We start from the raw sequence: 15,881 nt of genomic DNA on the forward strand, positions 1-15,881 counted from the left end.
CTCCTTAGCCCAGCCGGGGCTTGATCTGCTCGGTGAAGAGGGTCTGCGTCCGCTCGGCGCCCAGGTGGCAGGCGGCGCCCCGGCCGTCCGGGAGTGCGGGCCGGTCGCCCCGGCAGCGCTCGCCGTCGACCTCCGCCGTGTAGCCGCACCGGGGGTGGAAGGGGCAGCCAGGTGGCGGGGCGAGGAGGCTCGGCGGGGTGCCGGGGATGGGGCTGAGCGGTTCGTCGACGGCGGAGGACAGCCGGGGCATGGAGCCCAGCAGCCCCCAGGTGTACGGATGCCGGGGCGCCCGCAGCACCTCGCGGACCGTGCCGCGCTCGACGGCCCGGCCCGCGTACATCACCAGCAGGTCGTCGGCGGTGTTGGCGACCACGCCCAGATCGTGGGTGATCAGGATGATCGCGGAGCCGAACTCCTGCTGGAGCTCCTTGAGGAGGTCCAGGATCTGCGCCTGGACGGTGACGTCGAGGGCGGTGGTCGGCTCGTCGGCGATCAGCAGATCGGGGTCGCAGACCAGCGCCATGGCGATCATGGCGCGCTGCCGCATTCCGCCGGAGAACTGGTGCGGATAGTCGTCCACCCGCAGCCGCGGGTTGGGGATGCCGACTTTTTCCAGCATTTCGATGGCGCGCAGCCGGGCGTCCCGTTTGGAGGCGCCGGTGTGCTTGCGGTACGGCTCGGCGATCTGGCGGCCGACGGTGTAGTACGGCGAGAGGGCGGTCAGCGGATCCTGGAAGATCATCGCCATGGTGTTGCCGCGCAGCCGCTCCAGGGTGCGTTCGGGCGCGCCGGTCAGCTCCTGCCCGTCGAGGCGGATCTCGCCGGTGACCGTGGTGGTGCGCGGGTCGTGGAGGCCGAGCACGGTGAGGTTGGTGACGGACTTGCCGGAGCCGGACTCGCCGACGATGCCGAGCGTCCGGCCGCGTTCGAGGTCGAAGGAGAGGCCGTCCACGGCCTTGACGGTGCCGTCCTCGGTGGCGAAGCGGACGTGCAGGTCGCGTACGGACAGGAAGGGTGTGGTCGCGTCGGTGGTCACTGCGGCGTCCTTCTAGGCGAGGCGTACGCGCGGGTCGATGACGGCGTAGGCGGCGTCGACCAGGATGGTGAACGCCACGATGGCCGCGGCGCTGACCAGCATCACGCCCATCAGCATCGGCAGATCGGTCAGCTGGACGGACTCCACGGCGAGCCGTCCGATGCCGTGCAGGGTGAAGGTGTACTCGGTGACCATCGCCCCGCCGAAGAGCGAGCCGAGGTCGATGCCGAAGATGGTGACGATGGGGGCGATGGCGCCGCGCCAGGCGTAACGGAAGAAGACCGTCCGGCTGGACAGTCCCTTGGCCCTGGCCGTGCGGACGTGGTCCTCCTGGAGCTGTTCGACCATCTGGGAGCGGGTCATGCGGCTGTAGTTGGCCATGAAGATCAGCGAAAGCACCAGCCAGGGCAGCAGCATGCCGCTGAACCACTTCGCCGGGTTGTCGGTGAAGGGGTGGTAGGCGGGCTGTTCCATGATTCCCAGTCCGCTGACGAACCAGGCCAGGCACAGCACGCCGACGAAGTAGATCTGGAGGGACGCGCCCAGCAGCGACAGCGAGCTGAAGAACTTGTCGATCCAGGTGCCGCGCCGCCAGGCCGCGACCATCCCGATGCCGATCCCGCAGACCAGGAACACCGCGGCGCCGCCCAGGGCGAGCGAGAGGGTGGTCGGGAAGCGGTCGACGATGGTGCCCCACACCGGCTCCTGGCTGACGAAGGAGTAGCCGAAGCAGGGGGCGTCGCAGTGCCCGACCGCGAAGTCGCGCCCGGCGACGATCCCGGCCATGAACTTCACGTACTGCACCGGCACCGGCTCGTCCAGGCCGAGGTTCTTGTTGATGATCGCGAGCGAGGTGGGGTCGCAGCTCTTGCCGCAGGCGAGCCGGGCGGGCTCGGCGGGCAGGGCGAAGAAGAGGAAGAAGGTGATCGCGCTGATCAGCAGGAGGATCACGATCGCGCCGAGGGAGCGGCGGGCGAGGAATCTCAACATGGCGTCATGGATCTTCCGGTCGGGGCGGGTACCGGCCGCGCCGCGGGCGCCGGATCGAACGGGCGCGGGCGGCGCGGCCGGGCTCCTGATCGAGCTGGGACCAGCGGCTACTTGATGAAGACGGCCGTCGGGTCCACGGCCCCGTAGACCGGGTTCCACTTCGTCCCGTCGATGCCGGAGCCCCAGAGGGTGAACAGCCGGTTGTAGAAGGTCGGGACCGCCGGTATCTGGTCGGTGAGGACCTTCTCGCCGAGCTTCATCCACTCCGTGGTGGCCCGGTCGAGGTCGCCGACCTTGGCGACCCGGTCGATCTCCTTGTTGACCGCCGGGACGTTCAGATGGCTGTAGTTCGCCGAGTCGTCGTAGACGTTCTTTCCGCCGTACACCGGAGGAACGACGGTCGAGGCGGAGGGCCAGTCGGCGGACCAGGAGGACCGGTAGAGGTCGTACTTGTTGTCCACCTTCCCGATCTGGGTGTAGTAGGTGGTCTGGTCGATCTCCTTCTTCTGGACCGTGAACCCGGCCCGCTCCAGGGCCTGCTGGACGACGACCGAGGCGTCCTGGTGGGTGTCGCCGTTGCCGTACGCATAGACCAGCTCGTAGCCCTCCTCACCCGCCTCCTTCAGCAGCTCCTTGGCCTTCTTGGCGTTGCCGCCGGGGTACTTCTTCTTCTGGAACGGGTCGAAGTCGGGGTTGTAGCCCTTGAGCGTCGGGCCCACCAGACCGCCCGCGACCTCACCGCCCTTGGGGCCGCCGAACTGCTGGAGGTACTGCCCGCTGGGGAAGGCCCAGGCGATCGCCTCGCGCACCTTCTTGTTCTTGACCCGGTCCGTATTGATCGAGACGACGTCCACATAGGGCTGGGTCTCGGTCATCGACCGGGCCATCGCGTCCTTGTTCTTGAGGACCGCCGAGATCTGCGAGGGATCGACGGCGTTGGTCCAGGTCATGCCGTTCTTGTCGGCGCCCTTGTCGGCCACCAGACGGCGGGTGGAGTCCACCCACTGATGGCCGAAGGAGACATCGAAGGCGTTCACGTACTGATGGCGTATCGGATCGGTCTTGGGGTCCCACTGATCGTTCTTGACGAACTGGATGCCCTTGCCCGGCTTAAAGTTCTTGATCTTGTACGGCCCGCTGGCCACCGGCGCCTTGTCGTACTTCTCCTTGGTGTCCTTGCCCGGCGGCACCGCGCCGATGTTGGGCATGGCCACGGCGAACGGCACCTCGGCCCGCGGCTGGTCGAAGTGGAAGACGACCGTCTTCTCGTCCGGCGTGTCCAGCACCGTCTTCGGCAGGTGCTTGCCCTTGTACGGGCCGTCCGGCAGCGCCTTGCGGTACTTCTGGCCCTCGCCCGAGAGCCACTGCTGAAGGTACGTCGGGCCGTTGGTCTCGAACGGTGCGTAGAGCCGCTCCACGGCGTGCCGGACGTCCTTGGAGGTGATCGGCGTGCCGTCCTCGAACTTCAGCCCGTCCTTGAGCGTGTACGTCCACGTCCGGCCGCCGTCGGAGGACTTCCCGGTGTCGGTCGCCAGATCGCCGACCAGCTTGACCTTCCCGGTCTTGTCGTCGATCCGGTAGTTCGTCAGCGTCCGGTTGTAGAGGGTCTGCATGATCAGCTCATCGCTGACGTAGATCTGGCCAGGATCCAGGTGCTCGAACGCGTCGCGCTGGAGCACCGACACCGTCCCGCCCTTCTTCGCGCCCGGCAGCTCCTTAGCGGGCCCGGTGGAGTCGGCGGCGCTGCCCAGGGTGATCCCCTGCGCCGTCATCTTCGGTTCGCCGGCCTGCTTCGGGGCCGAGCCGCCCCCGCTGCTGCACGCCGAGAGCGCCAGCGCCCCCGCGGCCAGGGCGACGGCGTAGCTGCGTGCTCTGCGCCTGCTGTTCAACGTCATGGTGGTCGATGCACCTGCCTCGCTGGAACTCGTCGGACGGAACACTTGCCGTTGTCTGCGTCTGCCGTGTGGTGCCGGTCAACGCGTGGTCTTCGGGTCCATGGCGTCCCGGACCGAGTCCCCGAGCAGGTTGAAGGCGACGACGAAGATCACCATGGCGATGCCGGGGAAGAACATGTAGGTGATGTCGCCCTCGTAGAAGTTGGCGCCCTTGGCGAACATCCGGCCCCAGTCGGGGGTCGGCTCGACCACCCCGACACCGAGGAACGACAGGGCTGCCTCCGTCGTCACGAAGTTGGGCAGCATCAGGGTCGACTGCACCAGGATCGGCGTGCCCAGATTGGGCAGCAGCTCCTTGCGGACGATCCGCCACGGCGAGGCCCCCGTCACCTTCGCGGCCTCGACGAACTCGCGCTCCCGCAGCGACAGCACCTGACCGCGCAGCAACCGGGCCAGCTGCATCCAGCCCAGCAGCCACAACACCGTGACCAGGGCCGTCACCCGGAAATAGGTGGGGGTCTCCTTCTGCGGGCTGACGAACAGCGCGGTGACCACCGGCATGAAGGCGACGAAGAACAGCTGCTGCGGGAAGGACAGCAGCAGATCGATCAGCCGCCCCAGGAAGTAGTCCGTGCGCCCGCCCAGATAGCCCGCGACGACGCCGATGACGATGCCGGTGAGCGTGGACAGCAGCGTCGCGGCCAGCCCGATCAGCAGCGAGGTGCGGATGCCGTACACCAGCTGCGTCAGCACGTCCCGGCCGAGCTTGGGCTCGATGCCGAACCAGAACTCGCCGTCGATGCCGCCGTTGGGCTTCATCGGATAGCCGGTGAGCGGATCCAGCAGCTCGGGCCGGTCGAGGCCGTACGTCGTGTACGGGTCCTTGCCGTACAGCGAGGAGATCACCGGGGCCAGCACGGCGACGGCGAAGAAGAACAGCACGACACAGGCCGAGATCACGCCCGTGCGGTCGCGCTTGAAGCGCCGCCACATCAGCTGGCGCGGCGCTAAGCCCTCGGGCTGCCCGCCCGGTCCGCCCTCCCCGGCCGGTGCGGTCTTCCCGGCCACGGTGAGCTGGGATGGAGTCGTCATCGCGTAGCGCCCCCCATGGTGATCCGCCCCGTCGCACAAACCGTCAACTCGGTTTATCTACCCGTGTTGTGGCGGGTTGAGCGGACTGTCGCAACGTATTCACAGCCGGGTCAAGGGGCGGGCAAGAGCGGATGTGCCCGGCTTCGGAGTCTTGAGCGAACATTTTGCAGATCGAGGTCAGGACGTGCTTGACAGTGATCGTCGCCGCCCGGTCGCCACCCGGTTGGTCACGATCCGCGCACTTCTTCGGCTTTCTTTGTGCTTCTTCGCCTCGCGACGGTTGCCCGGGGTGCGCAGTGGGGGAAACCTACGGCTATGGGGCAGGGACGGATACTCACACGCGGAGCGCGTGTTTTCGGCGCACTCGTCTGCGCGGTGCTCGGAATGATCTCACTGGCGTGGATCGTCCGGGACCTGGACAAGGCGGACGAGGCAAGCCACCTGTGGTGGACATGGTCCGGAATGCCGTTCCGGGCCTCGGGGAGTCTCTTCGGCTCCTCCCTCTTCGATCTGATCCTGCTCGCGCTCTGCGTCGTCGCCGGGATCGCCGCGCTGCGCTCACCGGCCGCCGCGGGGGCGCTCGGTGCCGTCGCGGCCGTCACCGTCGTGCTGCGGCTGCCGAGCCTGTGGAACCTGAACGCGGACTGGATGCAGGGCATCCCCGACGACCTCAAGACGCGGGCCAATCTGACCGCCTGGGCCGGGGTGGTGCTCGGGGCGCTGCTGCTCGCCACCGTCGCCGCGGCCCGCCGCCCCGCCGACGGGTACGCCGCCGCGCCCGCCGACCAGCCGCCCGCGCGGCCGGCGCCGGGGGCCGCGATGCTCGGGGCGCTGCTGCTGGGGGCGTCGGGGGCCGTCCTCGGCGCCTGGCAGATCTACTGGGCGCAGAAGGCCGAGTGGGACATGTACAAGTACCAGCTGACCGGCAAGCACAGCCTGATCACGCTGCTCTCGCCGCCCTCCGCGTGGCAGGCCTGGGCCCTCGTCGCGCTCTGCCTGGTGGCGGCCGCGGCCGCGCTGGGCCGCGCCCCGCTGTCCCGGCCGCTGGGGATGGTGGCCGCGGCGCTGGTGCTGGCGACCGGGGTGAGCGCGGTCTCGCTCTACATCAAGCTGGAGTACGTCGAGCACTTCGACGATCTGCCGACCGTCGGGGTGCTGACGGTGCTGACCGCGTTCTTCGAACTGCTCGTGGGGCTGGTGGCCCTGCTCGTGCTGGCGCGGCGGGGCGAGGCGGACACCCCGGCCCCGGCGTACGGGGCGGGGAGTTACGGCGGCTACGGCGGCGGATACGCCCCGCCGCCCGCCGCTCCGCCGGGCTACGCCCCGCCGCCTCCGTCCGCCCCGCCCACGGCCCCGCCGCCTCCGCCGTCCCCGCCGCCGGGCTGGTGAACTGGGGCCCCTAGAGCCCCAGCGACCGCTTCAGGAAGTCGACCTGGAGCAGGAGCAGGTTCTCGGCGACCTGCTCCTGCGGGGTCATGTGCGTCACCCCGGACAGCGGCAGCACCTCATGGGGGTGCCCGGCGGCCAGCAGCGCCGAGGAGAGGCGCAGCGAGTGGGCGACGACCACGTTGTCGTCCGCCAGCCCGTGGATGATCATCATTGGGCGGGCCGGACCCTCCGCCGCGCCGGACAGCCCCTCGTCCGTCACCAGCGAGTTCGCCGCGTACACCGCGGGCTGCTCATCGGGGTGGCCCAGGTAGCGCTCGGTGTAGTGGGTGTCGTACAGCCGCCAGTCGGTGACCGGCGCGCCCACCACCGCCGCGTGGAAGACGTCGGGGCGGCGCAGCGCGGCGAGCCCGGCGAGGTAGCCGCCGTAGGACCAGCCGCGGATGGCGACCCGGCCGAGGTCCAGCGGGTAGCGCCCGGCGAGTGCGGTGAGGGCCTCGACCTGGTCCTCCAGGGTGACGGCGGCGAGGTCGTCGCGGACGGCCTTCTCCCAGGCGGGGGAGCGCCCGGGGCTGCCGCGCCCGTCGGCGACGATCACGGCGAAGCCCTGGTCGGCGAACCACTGCGAGGTGACGTACGCGTTGTGGGCGGCGACCACGCGCTGGCCGTGCGGTCCGCCGTACGGGTCCATCAGGACCGGCAGCGGCCCGTCGCCCTCGCTGTACCCGGTCGGCAGGAGCACCGCGCAGGGGATGTCGTCCTTGCCCGCGAAGGTGAGCTGCGGGCGTGCGGTGATGACGGGGGTCTCGGCGTACGAGGCGATCTCGGCGACCGGCTCCGCCGCCCCGTGGTCCGCGGCCCGCAGCAGCTCCACGCGGGCACCGGGCCGCTCCGTCCCGGCGTGGCTGAGCACGATGAGCCGGTCGCCGCGCACGGCGGAGTGCACGGCGGGGTAGGGCCGCTTGCCGACCGGCTCCCAGCCGCCCTGGTCGCCGCTGCCGCGGAACCAGGCGCGGTGGACGTCGATCCCGCCGGGCCGGTCGGGCAGCGCGGCCTCGGCGCCGGGGGCGGCGGAGAACAGCACGTCGTCCTCACCGACGGAGAGCACGGCGCGCACCTGGAGGGCGCCGGAGGTGAGCTTGCGGTCGCCGACCATCAGGGCACGGGCGCCGCCCTCGTCCGCGATCCGGACGAGCCGCCCGTCGGGGGTCCAGGCGGGCACGCCGGGGAAGAGATCCAGCCATACCGCGTCCTCGTCGGCGTGCACGGTGCTGGTCCGCCCGCTCTCGGTGTCCACGGCCAGGTAGAGCTGACTGCGCTGGTCCCGGGCCTGGACGAGGAGCAGCGGCGGACCGTAGGCCGACCAGTGCACCCGGGCGAGGTAGGGGTAGCGCTGCCGGTCCCACTCGATCTCCGTACGGGAGCCGTCCAGGCCCAGCAGGACGAGCCGCACCTCGGCGTCGGCGGTGCCGGCGGCCGGGTAGGCGACCTCGGTGGGTGCCTGGCCGGGGTGGGCGGGGTCGGCGATCCACCAGCGGCGTACGGGGGCGTCGTCGGCGCGGGCGACCAGCAGGGCGTCGCTGTCCGGGGACCACCAGAAGCCGCGCGTGCGGTCCATCTCCTCGGCCGCGATGAACTCCGCGAGACCGTAGGTGACGGTGTCGGCCTCCGGTTCGGCGAGCGCCCGGTCGCCGTCGCCGTGCGCGCCCGTGACGCGCAGCGCGCCGCCCGCCACATAGGCGACGTGGCGGCCGTCGGGGGAGGGGCGCGGGTCCACGACGGGACCCGGCGCGGGCAGTTCCCGGGACTCGCCGCCGGTCAGATCGGCGACGAACAGCCGCCCGGAGAGGGCGAAGGCCGCCGTTTCGACGGCCTGGTCCACCGCGTAGCCGACCACCCCGGCCGACCCCTCGCGGCTGCGCTCGCGGCGCGCCCGCTCCTCGGCGGACAGTTCCTCGTCCGCGCCGCCGAGCAGGGCCACCGGATCGGCGGCCGGGTACTCCCGCCGCCCGGCGACGTCGTACACCCACAGCAGGCCCGCCCGGTCGGTGCCGCCGCGGGACCGCAGGAAGACCACGCGGGAGTCGTCGGGGGCCACGCTGAAGGCCCGGGGCGCTCCGAGGGTGAAGCGCTGGGTGCGCGCGTGCTGCCGAGGGAAGGAGAGCTGTCCGGTCATAGGGCGAGCGTACGGGTCATGAAGATCGCGAGGGGCGTACTGACCGGTACACGCGTCGGGGCCTCGGGGGTGTCGTATCGGTCAGGCCGGACCGGCCCGCGCGGTCGCGTGCCGGGGCTCTTGCCGTCTCTTGCCAGGGGCACGGTCCAGCCGTCTTGGGGGTGAGAACAAGCCAGCTTCGGCGGCGGCGAGATGGCGGATAAGCAGCGAGAAGTCTCTCTGGCCAGGCGCCAGTTCGTGCGATCAGGCATGCGCCCCTGTCATGCTCCCGTGCACCGACTCGTGCGCACGCGCCGATAGTTATGATCGATTGCGCATAGTGGGTAGGCCCCGTGTGGCATCAATATGTTGTCTGTCCGAGCGCGTGTTCCTGGAGGTGAGTCGCTGTGGCGCTCTCGATCTCGTTGTCTGTGCTGCTGCTGATCATCGTAGTCATGCTCGTCAACAAGGCCGGGCTGAAAACCGCGCACGCGCTCATCTGTGTGCTGCTCGGCTTCTACCTGGCCAGCTCGTCGGTCGCACCGACCATCGACGACCTCACCACCAACGTGGCGAACATGATCGGTGACGTGAAGCTCTGAGCCACCGGGAACCACCGGCGACGCACGAGCGGTGATCTACGAGGGCCCGTGCCCGCGGTCCGCGGGCACCGGTGGGCGAATCGTAGGCTGTGGTCATGACCGTTCTTCCCGCCCGTCGTCTGCTCCTGGTGCACGCGCATCCGGATGACGAGTCGATCAACAACGGCGCGACCATGGCCAAGTACGCGGCCGAGGGTGCCCACGTCACCCTGGTGACCTGCACCCTCGGTGAGGAAGGCGAGGTCATTCCGGCGGATCTGGCCCACCTCGCCGCCGACCGCGACGACACCCTCGGCGCCCATCGGATGGGTGAACTCGCCGCGGCCATGAAGGCGTTGGGCGTCCGGGACCACCGCTTCCTGGGCGGTCCGGGCAGATATCGCGATTCGGGCATGATGGGCGCCCGGCAGAACGGCCGGCCCGACTGTTTCTGGCAGGCCGACCTCGACGAGGCCGCCTCCCACCTGGTGGCCGTGATCCGCGAGATCCGGCCGCAGGTCCTGGTGGCGTACGACGCCGACGGGGGGTACGGACACCCCGACCACATCCAGGCGCACCGCGTCGCCATGCGCGCGGTGGAGCTGGCCGCGGAGCCGGTCTACCGCCGTGACCTGGGCGATCCGCACGAGGTTCGCAAGGTCTACTGGAACTGTGTGCCGCGCTCGGCCCTCGAGGAGGGCTTCGCGCGGCTGCGGGCGGCGGGCGAGGAGGCACCCTTCCCCGGCGTTGCCACCGCCGACGACGTACCGGGCGTGGTGGAGGACGCGGAGGTCTCGGCGGTGATCGACGGCACCGCGTACGCCGACGCCAAGACCGCCGCGATGCGCGCCCACGCCACCCAGATCGCGGTGGACGCGCCCTTCTTCGCGCTCTCCAACGACCTGGGCCAGCCGCTGTTCGTCCACGAGCACTACCGGCTCGTCAGGGGCGAGCCGGGAGCGGAGCGCGAGGACGACCTGTTCGCGGGGGTGACGGCATGACGGTCGCCCGTCTCGCGGGATACGCGCTGCTCGCCGCCCTCGGGGCCCTGGTCGCCGTCGCGGGCGCGGTGGTCCAAGGGCTCTGGTTCCCCGGCGGGTTGCTGCTCGCGCTGCTCGGCGTCGCGGCCGTGTGCTACGGCGGCGTGAAGGCGACCGACCGGCGGATGGGCGGCGGCCTGCCCGCCGGGGCGTGGACGCTGGTGGTCCTGCTGCTGACCAGCGCCCGCCCGGAAGGGGACTTCCTCTTCGGCGCGGGCCTGGGGTCGTACGTCTTCCTGCTGGGCGGCATGTTCATCGGTGTGATGTGTGCCACCCTGCCGGTGGTCTCGCAACCGGGCGCGCTGGCCGCCCGACTTGGTAAGTGACGTGACGTTTACGGCGTGACGTCCCCGGGACCCGGCGCGATGTTCCCGGGGCCCCGGACGGTCCTCCGCCGACGCACGAGGTCCACAAGGTGCGGCCATAGGGCGGCCGTCAAGTACGCGACCGCGGCGCCCAGTATGGTGGTGCGCGCCGCCGAGCCGCCCGCGCGAGGTCTGACGGGCGGCGGAGCTAACTGGGAGAACCTGCTTTGAGCCGTGAATCTGACAGTTCGTCCTCCGGGGCCCGGGGGGGTAGCGGCGGTGCCGCCTATCCGTCGGGCACCCCGCCGTACGGATCCCGCCTGTCCCCGTCGCCGGAGGCCCTCCAGGGCGGCGTCGGTGACGGTGAGGCGGATGCCGCGGCCAAGCCGGAGGATCCGAAGACCGAAACCACTCTGACGACCCGCATCCGGATCAACATCCCGGGTTCGCGGCCCATTCCGCCGGTCGTCATGCGCAAGACCGTCGACGGGGAGGGCGTGCCCGCACCCCGCTCCGGTGAGGACGACGGGGACGCCGAGCGCACCGGAGCCACGCCCCGGCCCGATGCCGTCCGCAGCCCGGAGCTGGGCGCGGCGGCCGCGGAGGGGCGCGCGGACGCCAAGGACCGCGAGAGCCGCGAGAAGAGCGGCAAGGGCGGCAAGGGCGACGGCGACAAGACCAGCGACTGGTTCGCGCCGCCCCGCCGCCCCAAGGGCTCCTCGACCACCCAGAGCACCCCGCTGCCTCCGGCGCCGGAGACCACCCAGCAGTTCCCCGCCCCGACCCTGGGCGGCGGAACGCAGGCCGACCTGCCGTACTTCACGGACGCCGGCGGCCACCCCGGAGCGCCGGAGCCCAGTGGCCCGACGACCGGCCCGGTCACTGGCGAGATGCGGATGCCCGGTGCTCCGGCGCGGGACGAGGACCTGCTGGCGCCGCCCGGTCCGGGCGCGCCGACCGGCCCGGGCCTGCCCGACAGCTCGGGCGTGGGTCCGCTGAACGGCGCGGCCGGGCAGCCCCCGACCCCGCCCGGCGGTTCGCCGCTCGGCAGCCTCGGAGCCACCACGGGCGCGACCCCGATGGTGCAGCCCGGTCCGGCCGGTCCGCTGGGCGGTCCCGGCGCGGACGCCGACCCGTCGCCGTCGCTCTTCCGCGACCCCGAGTTCACCTCCCCCAGCGGGGCGGACCAGGCATCCAGCGACACCCTGGTCAGCGGGGTGCCCGTGGTGCCTCCGGCCGACGCCGCCTCCGGTCCGCCCGCCGGGCCGGGCCGGGCCGGGCCGCCCACCGGGGACAGCGCCCCGCCGAGCAGCCCGGCGCCCAAGCCGCCCGCGGCGGGCAAGGCGGGTAAGGCGGGTAAGCCCAAGAAGAAGGGCCGCTCCAAGCTCGTCATGCTGGGTGCCCTGCTGGTGGCCGCGGCCGGTGTCGCGTACACCGCGGGCCTGGTGATGAACCACGCGGACGTGCCCAACGGCACCACCGTCCTCGGCGTCGACATCGGCGGCTCCTCCAAGCAGGTGGCCATCGACAAGCTGGACACCGCGCTCGGCGGCCGCACCGGTGCCCCGCTGAAGGTGACCGTCGACGGCGATCAGAAGGAGATCAAGCCGTCCGTCGCGGGCCTGACCCTGGACACCGAGGCCACCGTGCGGAACGTCGCGGGCCGCGACTACAACCCGATGACGGTCATCGGCTCGCTCTTCGGCGGCACCCACGAGGCCGAGCCCACCGTGACGGTCGACGAGGAGAAGCTCCGGGACGCCCTCGGTCGGCTCGCGGGCAACTCGGGCACGGCGCGCGAGGGCACGATCACGTTCAAGCCGGGCAAGGCCGTCCCCGTCTACGGCCGGGAGGGCCGGGGCCTGGACATCGACAAGGCGGTCACGGCGGTCTCCGACGCGTACCGCGAGCGGGCGGAGACCGGCAAGGACAAGCCGGTCGACCTGCCGGTCGTCGCCAAGCGGCCGACGATCAGCAAGTCCGAGGTGAACGCGAAGATGAAGTCCTTCGCGCAGCCCGCGATGTCCGGTCTGGTCACGATCAAAACCGATGACGCGCACTTCATCCAGTTCGGCCCGGACCGCTCGCTGCCGCAGATCCTCTCCATGCGGCCGATCAACGGCAAGCTCCAGCCGCACTTCGACCTCGACGCGATCAAGAGGCTCTACGGCCAGACCTTCGACGGGGTGCTGATCGAGCGCGCCGACGGCGCCAAGAAGCCGGTCACCCCGCAGGAAGTGGCCATCGCCATGCGGACCGCGCTGCTGGGCAAGTCGACCGCGGACCGGACCGCGGTCATCGATACCTCGCCCAACTAGGCTTCATTCGCCAGGTCCTGACGGCCCCCGCCCGGCATCGCCGGGCGGGGGCCGTGACCTTTACCCATGACATCTGTCATCCCCAGGTCACGACCACTGACACTGCCGCCGGACGCCCCCGCTCGGCGAAGCTGGGGACCATGACAGCGACCACCGCACCCTCCGCCACCGGCGACCGGGCCCGCACCGAGGCAGCCCCGCCGGTGGTCAGCTTCACCGGCGTCAGCAAGAGCTACGGCACCGTGCGTGCCGTGGCCGATCTCGACCTCCACCTCCACCCCGGCGAGACGATCGCCCTGCTGGGACCGAACGGCGCGGGCAAGTCCTCCACCCTCGATCTGCTGCTCGGGCTGCGCACCCCCGACAGCGGCCGCATCGAGGTCTTCGGCACCACCCCGCAGCAGGCCATCGCCCGCGGCCACATCGGCGCGATGCTCCAGAGCGGCTGTCTCATGGAGGAGGTCACGGTCCGCGAGCTGGTGCGGCTCGCCTGCGATCTGCACCCCCACGGCTACCCGGTCGACGAGGTCCTGGAGCGGGCGGACATCACCGGGATCGCCGACCGCAAGGTGAACAAGCTCTCCGGCGGCCAGGAGCAGCGGGTGCGCTTCGCGTTCGCCACCGCGGGCGCCTCCGACCTGATCGTGCTGGACGAGCCGACGACCGGGATGGACGTCTCGGCCCGGCAGACGTTCTGGGGCACGATGCGCGACCAGGCCCGGCAGGGCCGCACCATCCTGTTCGCCACCCACTACCTCGAAGAGGCCGACGCGATCGCCGACCGGGTGATCGTGCTGCACCGCGGCCGGGTGCTGGCGGACGGCTCGTCCGCCGAGATCAAGGCGATGGCCGGGGCCCGGCGGATCTCCTTCACCCTGGACGGCCCGCCCGACGAGGCGGCGCTGCGCGCCCTGCCCGCCCTGACCGGCCTCGACGTAGCGGGGCGTACGGTACGGATGCGGTCCACCGACGCGGACGCGACCGTGCACGCGGTCTACGGACTCGGCCTCTACCCGCGCGGCCTGGAGGTCGCCGGACTCGGCCTGGAGCAGGCGTTCCTCGCCATCACCGACGCCGCCACGACGCCCGAGGAGGCGTGACCATGACGACCCTGGTCAAGCTGGAGATCGTCCGCGCGCTGCGCAACCGGAAGTTCATGTTCTTCACGGTCATCTACCCGTCGGCGCTCTTCCTGATGATCGCGGGCAGCGCGGACGAGACCGACCTCGTGCCCGGCACCCATCTGTCGATGCCGCTCTACTACATGGTCGCGATGGCCTCCTTCGGCGCGCTGACCGCCGTCCTCATGGGCAACAGCGAGCGGATCGCCAAGGAACGCGAGGGCGGCTGGGTGCGTCAGCTGCGCCTCACCTCGCTGCCCGGACACGGCTATGTGATGGCCAAGATCGCCGCGGCGGCGGTCGCCACCCTGCCCTCCATCGTGATCGTCTTCATCGTGGCCGCCACCGCCAAGGGCGTGCGGCTGGGTGCCGCATGGGAGTGGCTCGCGCTCACCGGCGCGATCTGGGCGGGCTCGCTCGTCTTCGCCGCCCTGGGCGTGGCCATCGGCTATCTGGCCACCGGCGACGCCGTCCGCCCCCTGACGATGATCATCTACTTCGGGCTGTCGATCCTCGGCGGCCTGTGGATGCCGACCGCCTCCTACCCGCGGTGGCTCCAGAACATCGGCGACTGGCTGCCCACCCACGCCTACGCCGCCCTCGGCCAGGCCATCGAGCTGGGCAACGCCCCGCACGCCAAGGACGTGGTCCTGCTCGCCGCCTACCTGGTCCTCTTCTCGGGCGCGGCGGCCTGGCTCTACCGCAAGGACACCCGCACGGCATGAACCGGCCGACCTGGTGGCGCGACGCGTCGGCGGCCTACGACGCCTCCCGCGCCGCCGACGACGCGACGGACGCCCCGGCCATCGGCCAGAGCCCCGACAACCGCCGTCAGGCCCTGATCAAGCTGCTGTGGATCGGGATCTGGATGGCCTACATGGGCGCGCCGGTGAGCGACCTCGCGGACGGCCACCACACCGTTCCCGCCACCGTGTCCGGCGCGCTCGGCCTGCTGGTCTTCGTCAGCATCTACCTGCTGCTGGTCTTCCGGCACACCGGCCGGGACATGGCCAGGGCCACCGTCCACCGGGGACTGGGCACGATCTGCGCGCTCGCCGTCATCCTCACGATCACCCTGGGCGACGCGTGGCTGGTGCTCGCCGTCTACGTCTCCGTCGCCTTCGGCGCGGTCCTGCCGACGCGGCTCGCCCGGTGGGCGATCCCGCTGAACACCGCCGCCATGGTGGGCGCCGGGCTGCTGGTCCGCGGCTCGGACGACCTGATGTCCGCCCTGGTCGTCCCCTCCCTGCTCGGCGGCTTCGCGATGAGCGCGGTGCGGCAGATGGTGCGTACGACCCGGGCACTGCGCGAGGCCCGCGCCACCGTCGCCCAGCTCGCCGCCAACGAGGAGCGGCTGCGGCTCGCCCGCGACCTGCACGACCTGCTGGGCCACTCGCTCTCGCTGATCACGCTCAAGAGCGAGCTGGCCGGGCGGATGCTGCCCGGCAGGCCCGAACAGGCGGCCCAGCAGGTCGCCGACATCGAACGGGTCAGCCGACAGGCCCTGGTCGACGTGCGGGAGGCGGTGAGCGGCTTCCGCCGCCCCACCCTGGAAGCCGAGCTGGCCGGTGCCCGCACCGCGCTCGCCGCCGCGGGCATCACCGCCGACCTGCACCGGGCGGGCGTCCACCACCCGGACCTCCCGCCCGACCAGGAGGGCGCGCTGGCCTGGGCGCTGCGCGAGGCGGTCACCAACGTGGTCCGGCACAGCGGGGCGCGCCGCTGCGCCGTGACCCTCACCGAGGTGGGCGACGACCTGTGCCTGACCGTCACCGACGACGGCCGCGGCGCGACCGGCCCGCACGGCAACGGGCTGACCGGCCTGGCCGAGCGGCTCCAGCTGGCCGACGGCCGCCTGGAGACCGGCCCGGGCGACCACGGCGGCTTCACCCTCCGCGCCCTGGCCCCGCTCTCCCGGAGCGCGCACCTGCCCGTCGAGTCCGCCCCCGAGCCCTGACCGGC

The 15,881-nt window shown here is 71.6% G+C and carries 13 protein-coding genes; 8 read left to right on the plus strand and 5 right to left on the minus strand.

The genetic code is table 11. From position 1 onward, the window contains the following. Nucleotides 1-4: 4 nt before the first annotated feature. The 4 genes from HYQ63_RS27670 to HYQ63_RS27685 form a co-directional block, all read right to left on the minus strand. Nucleotides 5-1,036 carry an ABC transporter ATP-binding protein gene (locus HYQ63_RS27670; protein ID WP_179936597.1) on the minus strand — a complete coding sequence of 344 codons (1,032 nt, stop codon included), beginning with the start codon at nucleotides 1,034-1,036 and terminating at the stop codon, nucleotides 5-7. Between the two features lie 12 nt (nucleotides 1,037-1,048). Next, the gene (locus tag HYQ63_RS27675; RefSeq protein WP_179936598.1) at nucleotides 1,049-2,026 is read right to left on the minus strand and encodes an ABC transporter permease; all 978 of its coding nucleotides are present in this window, start codon (nucleotides 2,024-2,026) and stop codon (nucleotides 1,049-1,051) included. Between the two features lie 107 nt (nucleotides 2,027-2,133). Next, on the minus strand, nucleotides 2,134-3,921 hold the full coding sequence (locus tag HYQ63_RS27680) for an ABC transporter substrate-binding protein (protein WP_179936599.1): 1,788 nt from the start codon (nucleotides 3,919-3,921) through the stop codon (nucleotides 2,134-2,136). 78 nt (nucleotides 3,922-3,999) lie between these two features. Then, nucleotides 4,000-5,013 (minus strand): ABC transporter permease, encoded by a 1,014-nt coding sequence (locus tag HYQ63_RS27685; RefSeq protein ID WP_179936600.1) that lies wholly within the window; start codon nucleotides 5,011-5,013, stop codon nucleotides 4,000-4,002. A 384-nt stretch (nucleotides 5,014-5,397) separates the two neighbouring features. Here HYQ63_RS27685 and HYQ63_RS27690 point away from each other — a divergent pair, with 384 nt between their 5' ends. After that, entirely contained in the window at nucleotides 5,398-6,402 is a 1,005-nt protein-coding gene (locus tag HYQ63_RS27690; protein WP_257232203.1) for a hypothetical protein, read from the plus strand. Nucleotides 6,403-6,412: 10 nt separating this feature from the next. On the opposite strand, the gene HYQ63_RS27695 is transcribed toward HYQ63_RS27690, so the two are convergent. Then, nucleotides 6,413-8,575, minus strand: coding sequence for a S9 family peptidase (locus HYQ63_RS27695; RefSeq protein ID WP_179936602.1), 2,163 nt, complete (start codon nucleotides 8,573-8,575; stop codon nucleotides 6,413-6,415). A 386-nt stretch (nucleotides 8,576-8,961) separates the two neighbouring features. On the opposite strand from HYQ63_RS27695, the gene HYQ63_RS27700 reads away from it, so the two are divergent. From HYQ63_RS27700 to HYQ63_RS27730, 7 genes are all read left to right on the plus strand, one after another. After that, nucleotides 8,962-9,156, plus strand: coding sequence for a hypothetical protein (locus HYQ63_RS27700; RefSeq protein WP_009715279.1), 195 nt, complete (start codon nucleotides 8,962-8,964; stop codon nucleotides 9,154-9,156). Between the two features lie 95 nt (nucleotides 9,157-9,251). Next, a complete protein-coding gene (gene mshB, locus HYQ63_RS27705) occupies nucleotides 9,252-10,136 on the plus strand; it encodes an N-acetyl-1-D-myo-inositol-2-amino-2-deoxy-alpha-D-glucopyranoside deacetylase (protein WP_179936603.1) in 885 nt (294 codons plus the stop codon). Further along, a complete protein-coding gene (locus HYQ63_RS27710; RefSeq protein WP_179936604.1) occupies nucleotides 10,133-10,501 on the plus strand; it encodes a DUF6113 family protein in 369 nt (122 codons plus the stop codon). The genes mshB and HYQ63_RS27710 overlap by 4 nt, the downstream gene beginning before the upstream one ends. Before the next feature lie 206 nt (nucleotides 10,502-10,707). Then, nucleotides 10,708-12,798, plus strand: a complete 2,091-nt coding sequence (locus tag HYQ63_RS27715) for a hypothetical protein (RefSeq protein WP_179936605.1) — start codon at nucleotides 10,708-10,710, stop codon at nucleotides 12,796-12,798. A 140-nt stretch (nucleotides 12,799-12,938) separates the two neighbouring features. Next, nucleotides 12,939-13,898: an ABC transporter ATP-binding protein gene (locus HYQ63_RS27720; RefSeq protein WP_257232205.1), complete on the plus strand. Its 960-nt coding sequence runs from the start codon at nucleotides 12,939-12,941 to the stop codon at nucleotides 13,896-13,898. Nucleotides 13,899-13,900: 2 nt separating this feature from the next. Then, nucleotides 13,901-14,644 carry an ABC transporter permease gene (locus tag HYQ63_RS27725; RefSeq protein WP_179936606.1) on the plus strand — a complete coding sequence of 248 codons (744 nt, stop codon included), beginning with the start codon at nucleotides 13,901-13,903 and terminating at the stop codon, nucleotides 14,642-14,644. Continuing rightward, nucleotides 14,641-15,876 carry a sensor histidine kinase gene (locus HYQ63_RS27730; RefSeq protein WP_179936607.1) on the plus strand — a complete coding sequence of 412 codons (1,236 nt, stop codon included), beginning with the start codon at nucleotides 14,641-14,643 and terminating at the stop codon, nucleotides 15,874-15,876. The genes HYQ63_RS27725 and HYQ63_RS27730 overlap by 4 nt, the downstream gene beginning before the upstream one ends. The last annotated feature ends 5 nt before the right edge of the window (nucleotides 15,877-15,881 follow it).

Source organism: Streptomyces sp. Rer75 (assembly GCF_013414305.1).
Lineage (GTDB): Bacteria > Actinomycetota > Actinomycetes > Streptomycetales > Streptomycetaceae > Streptomyces > Streptomyces himastatinicus.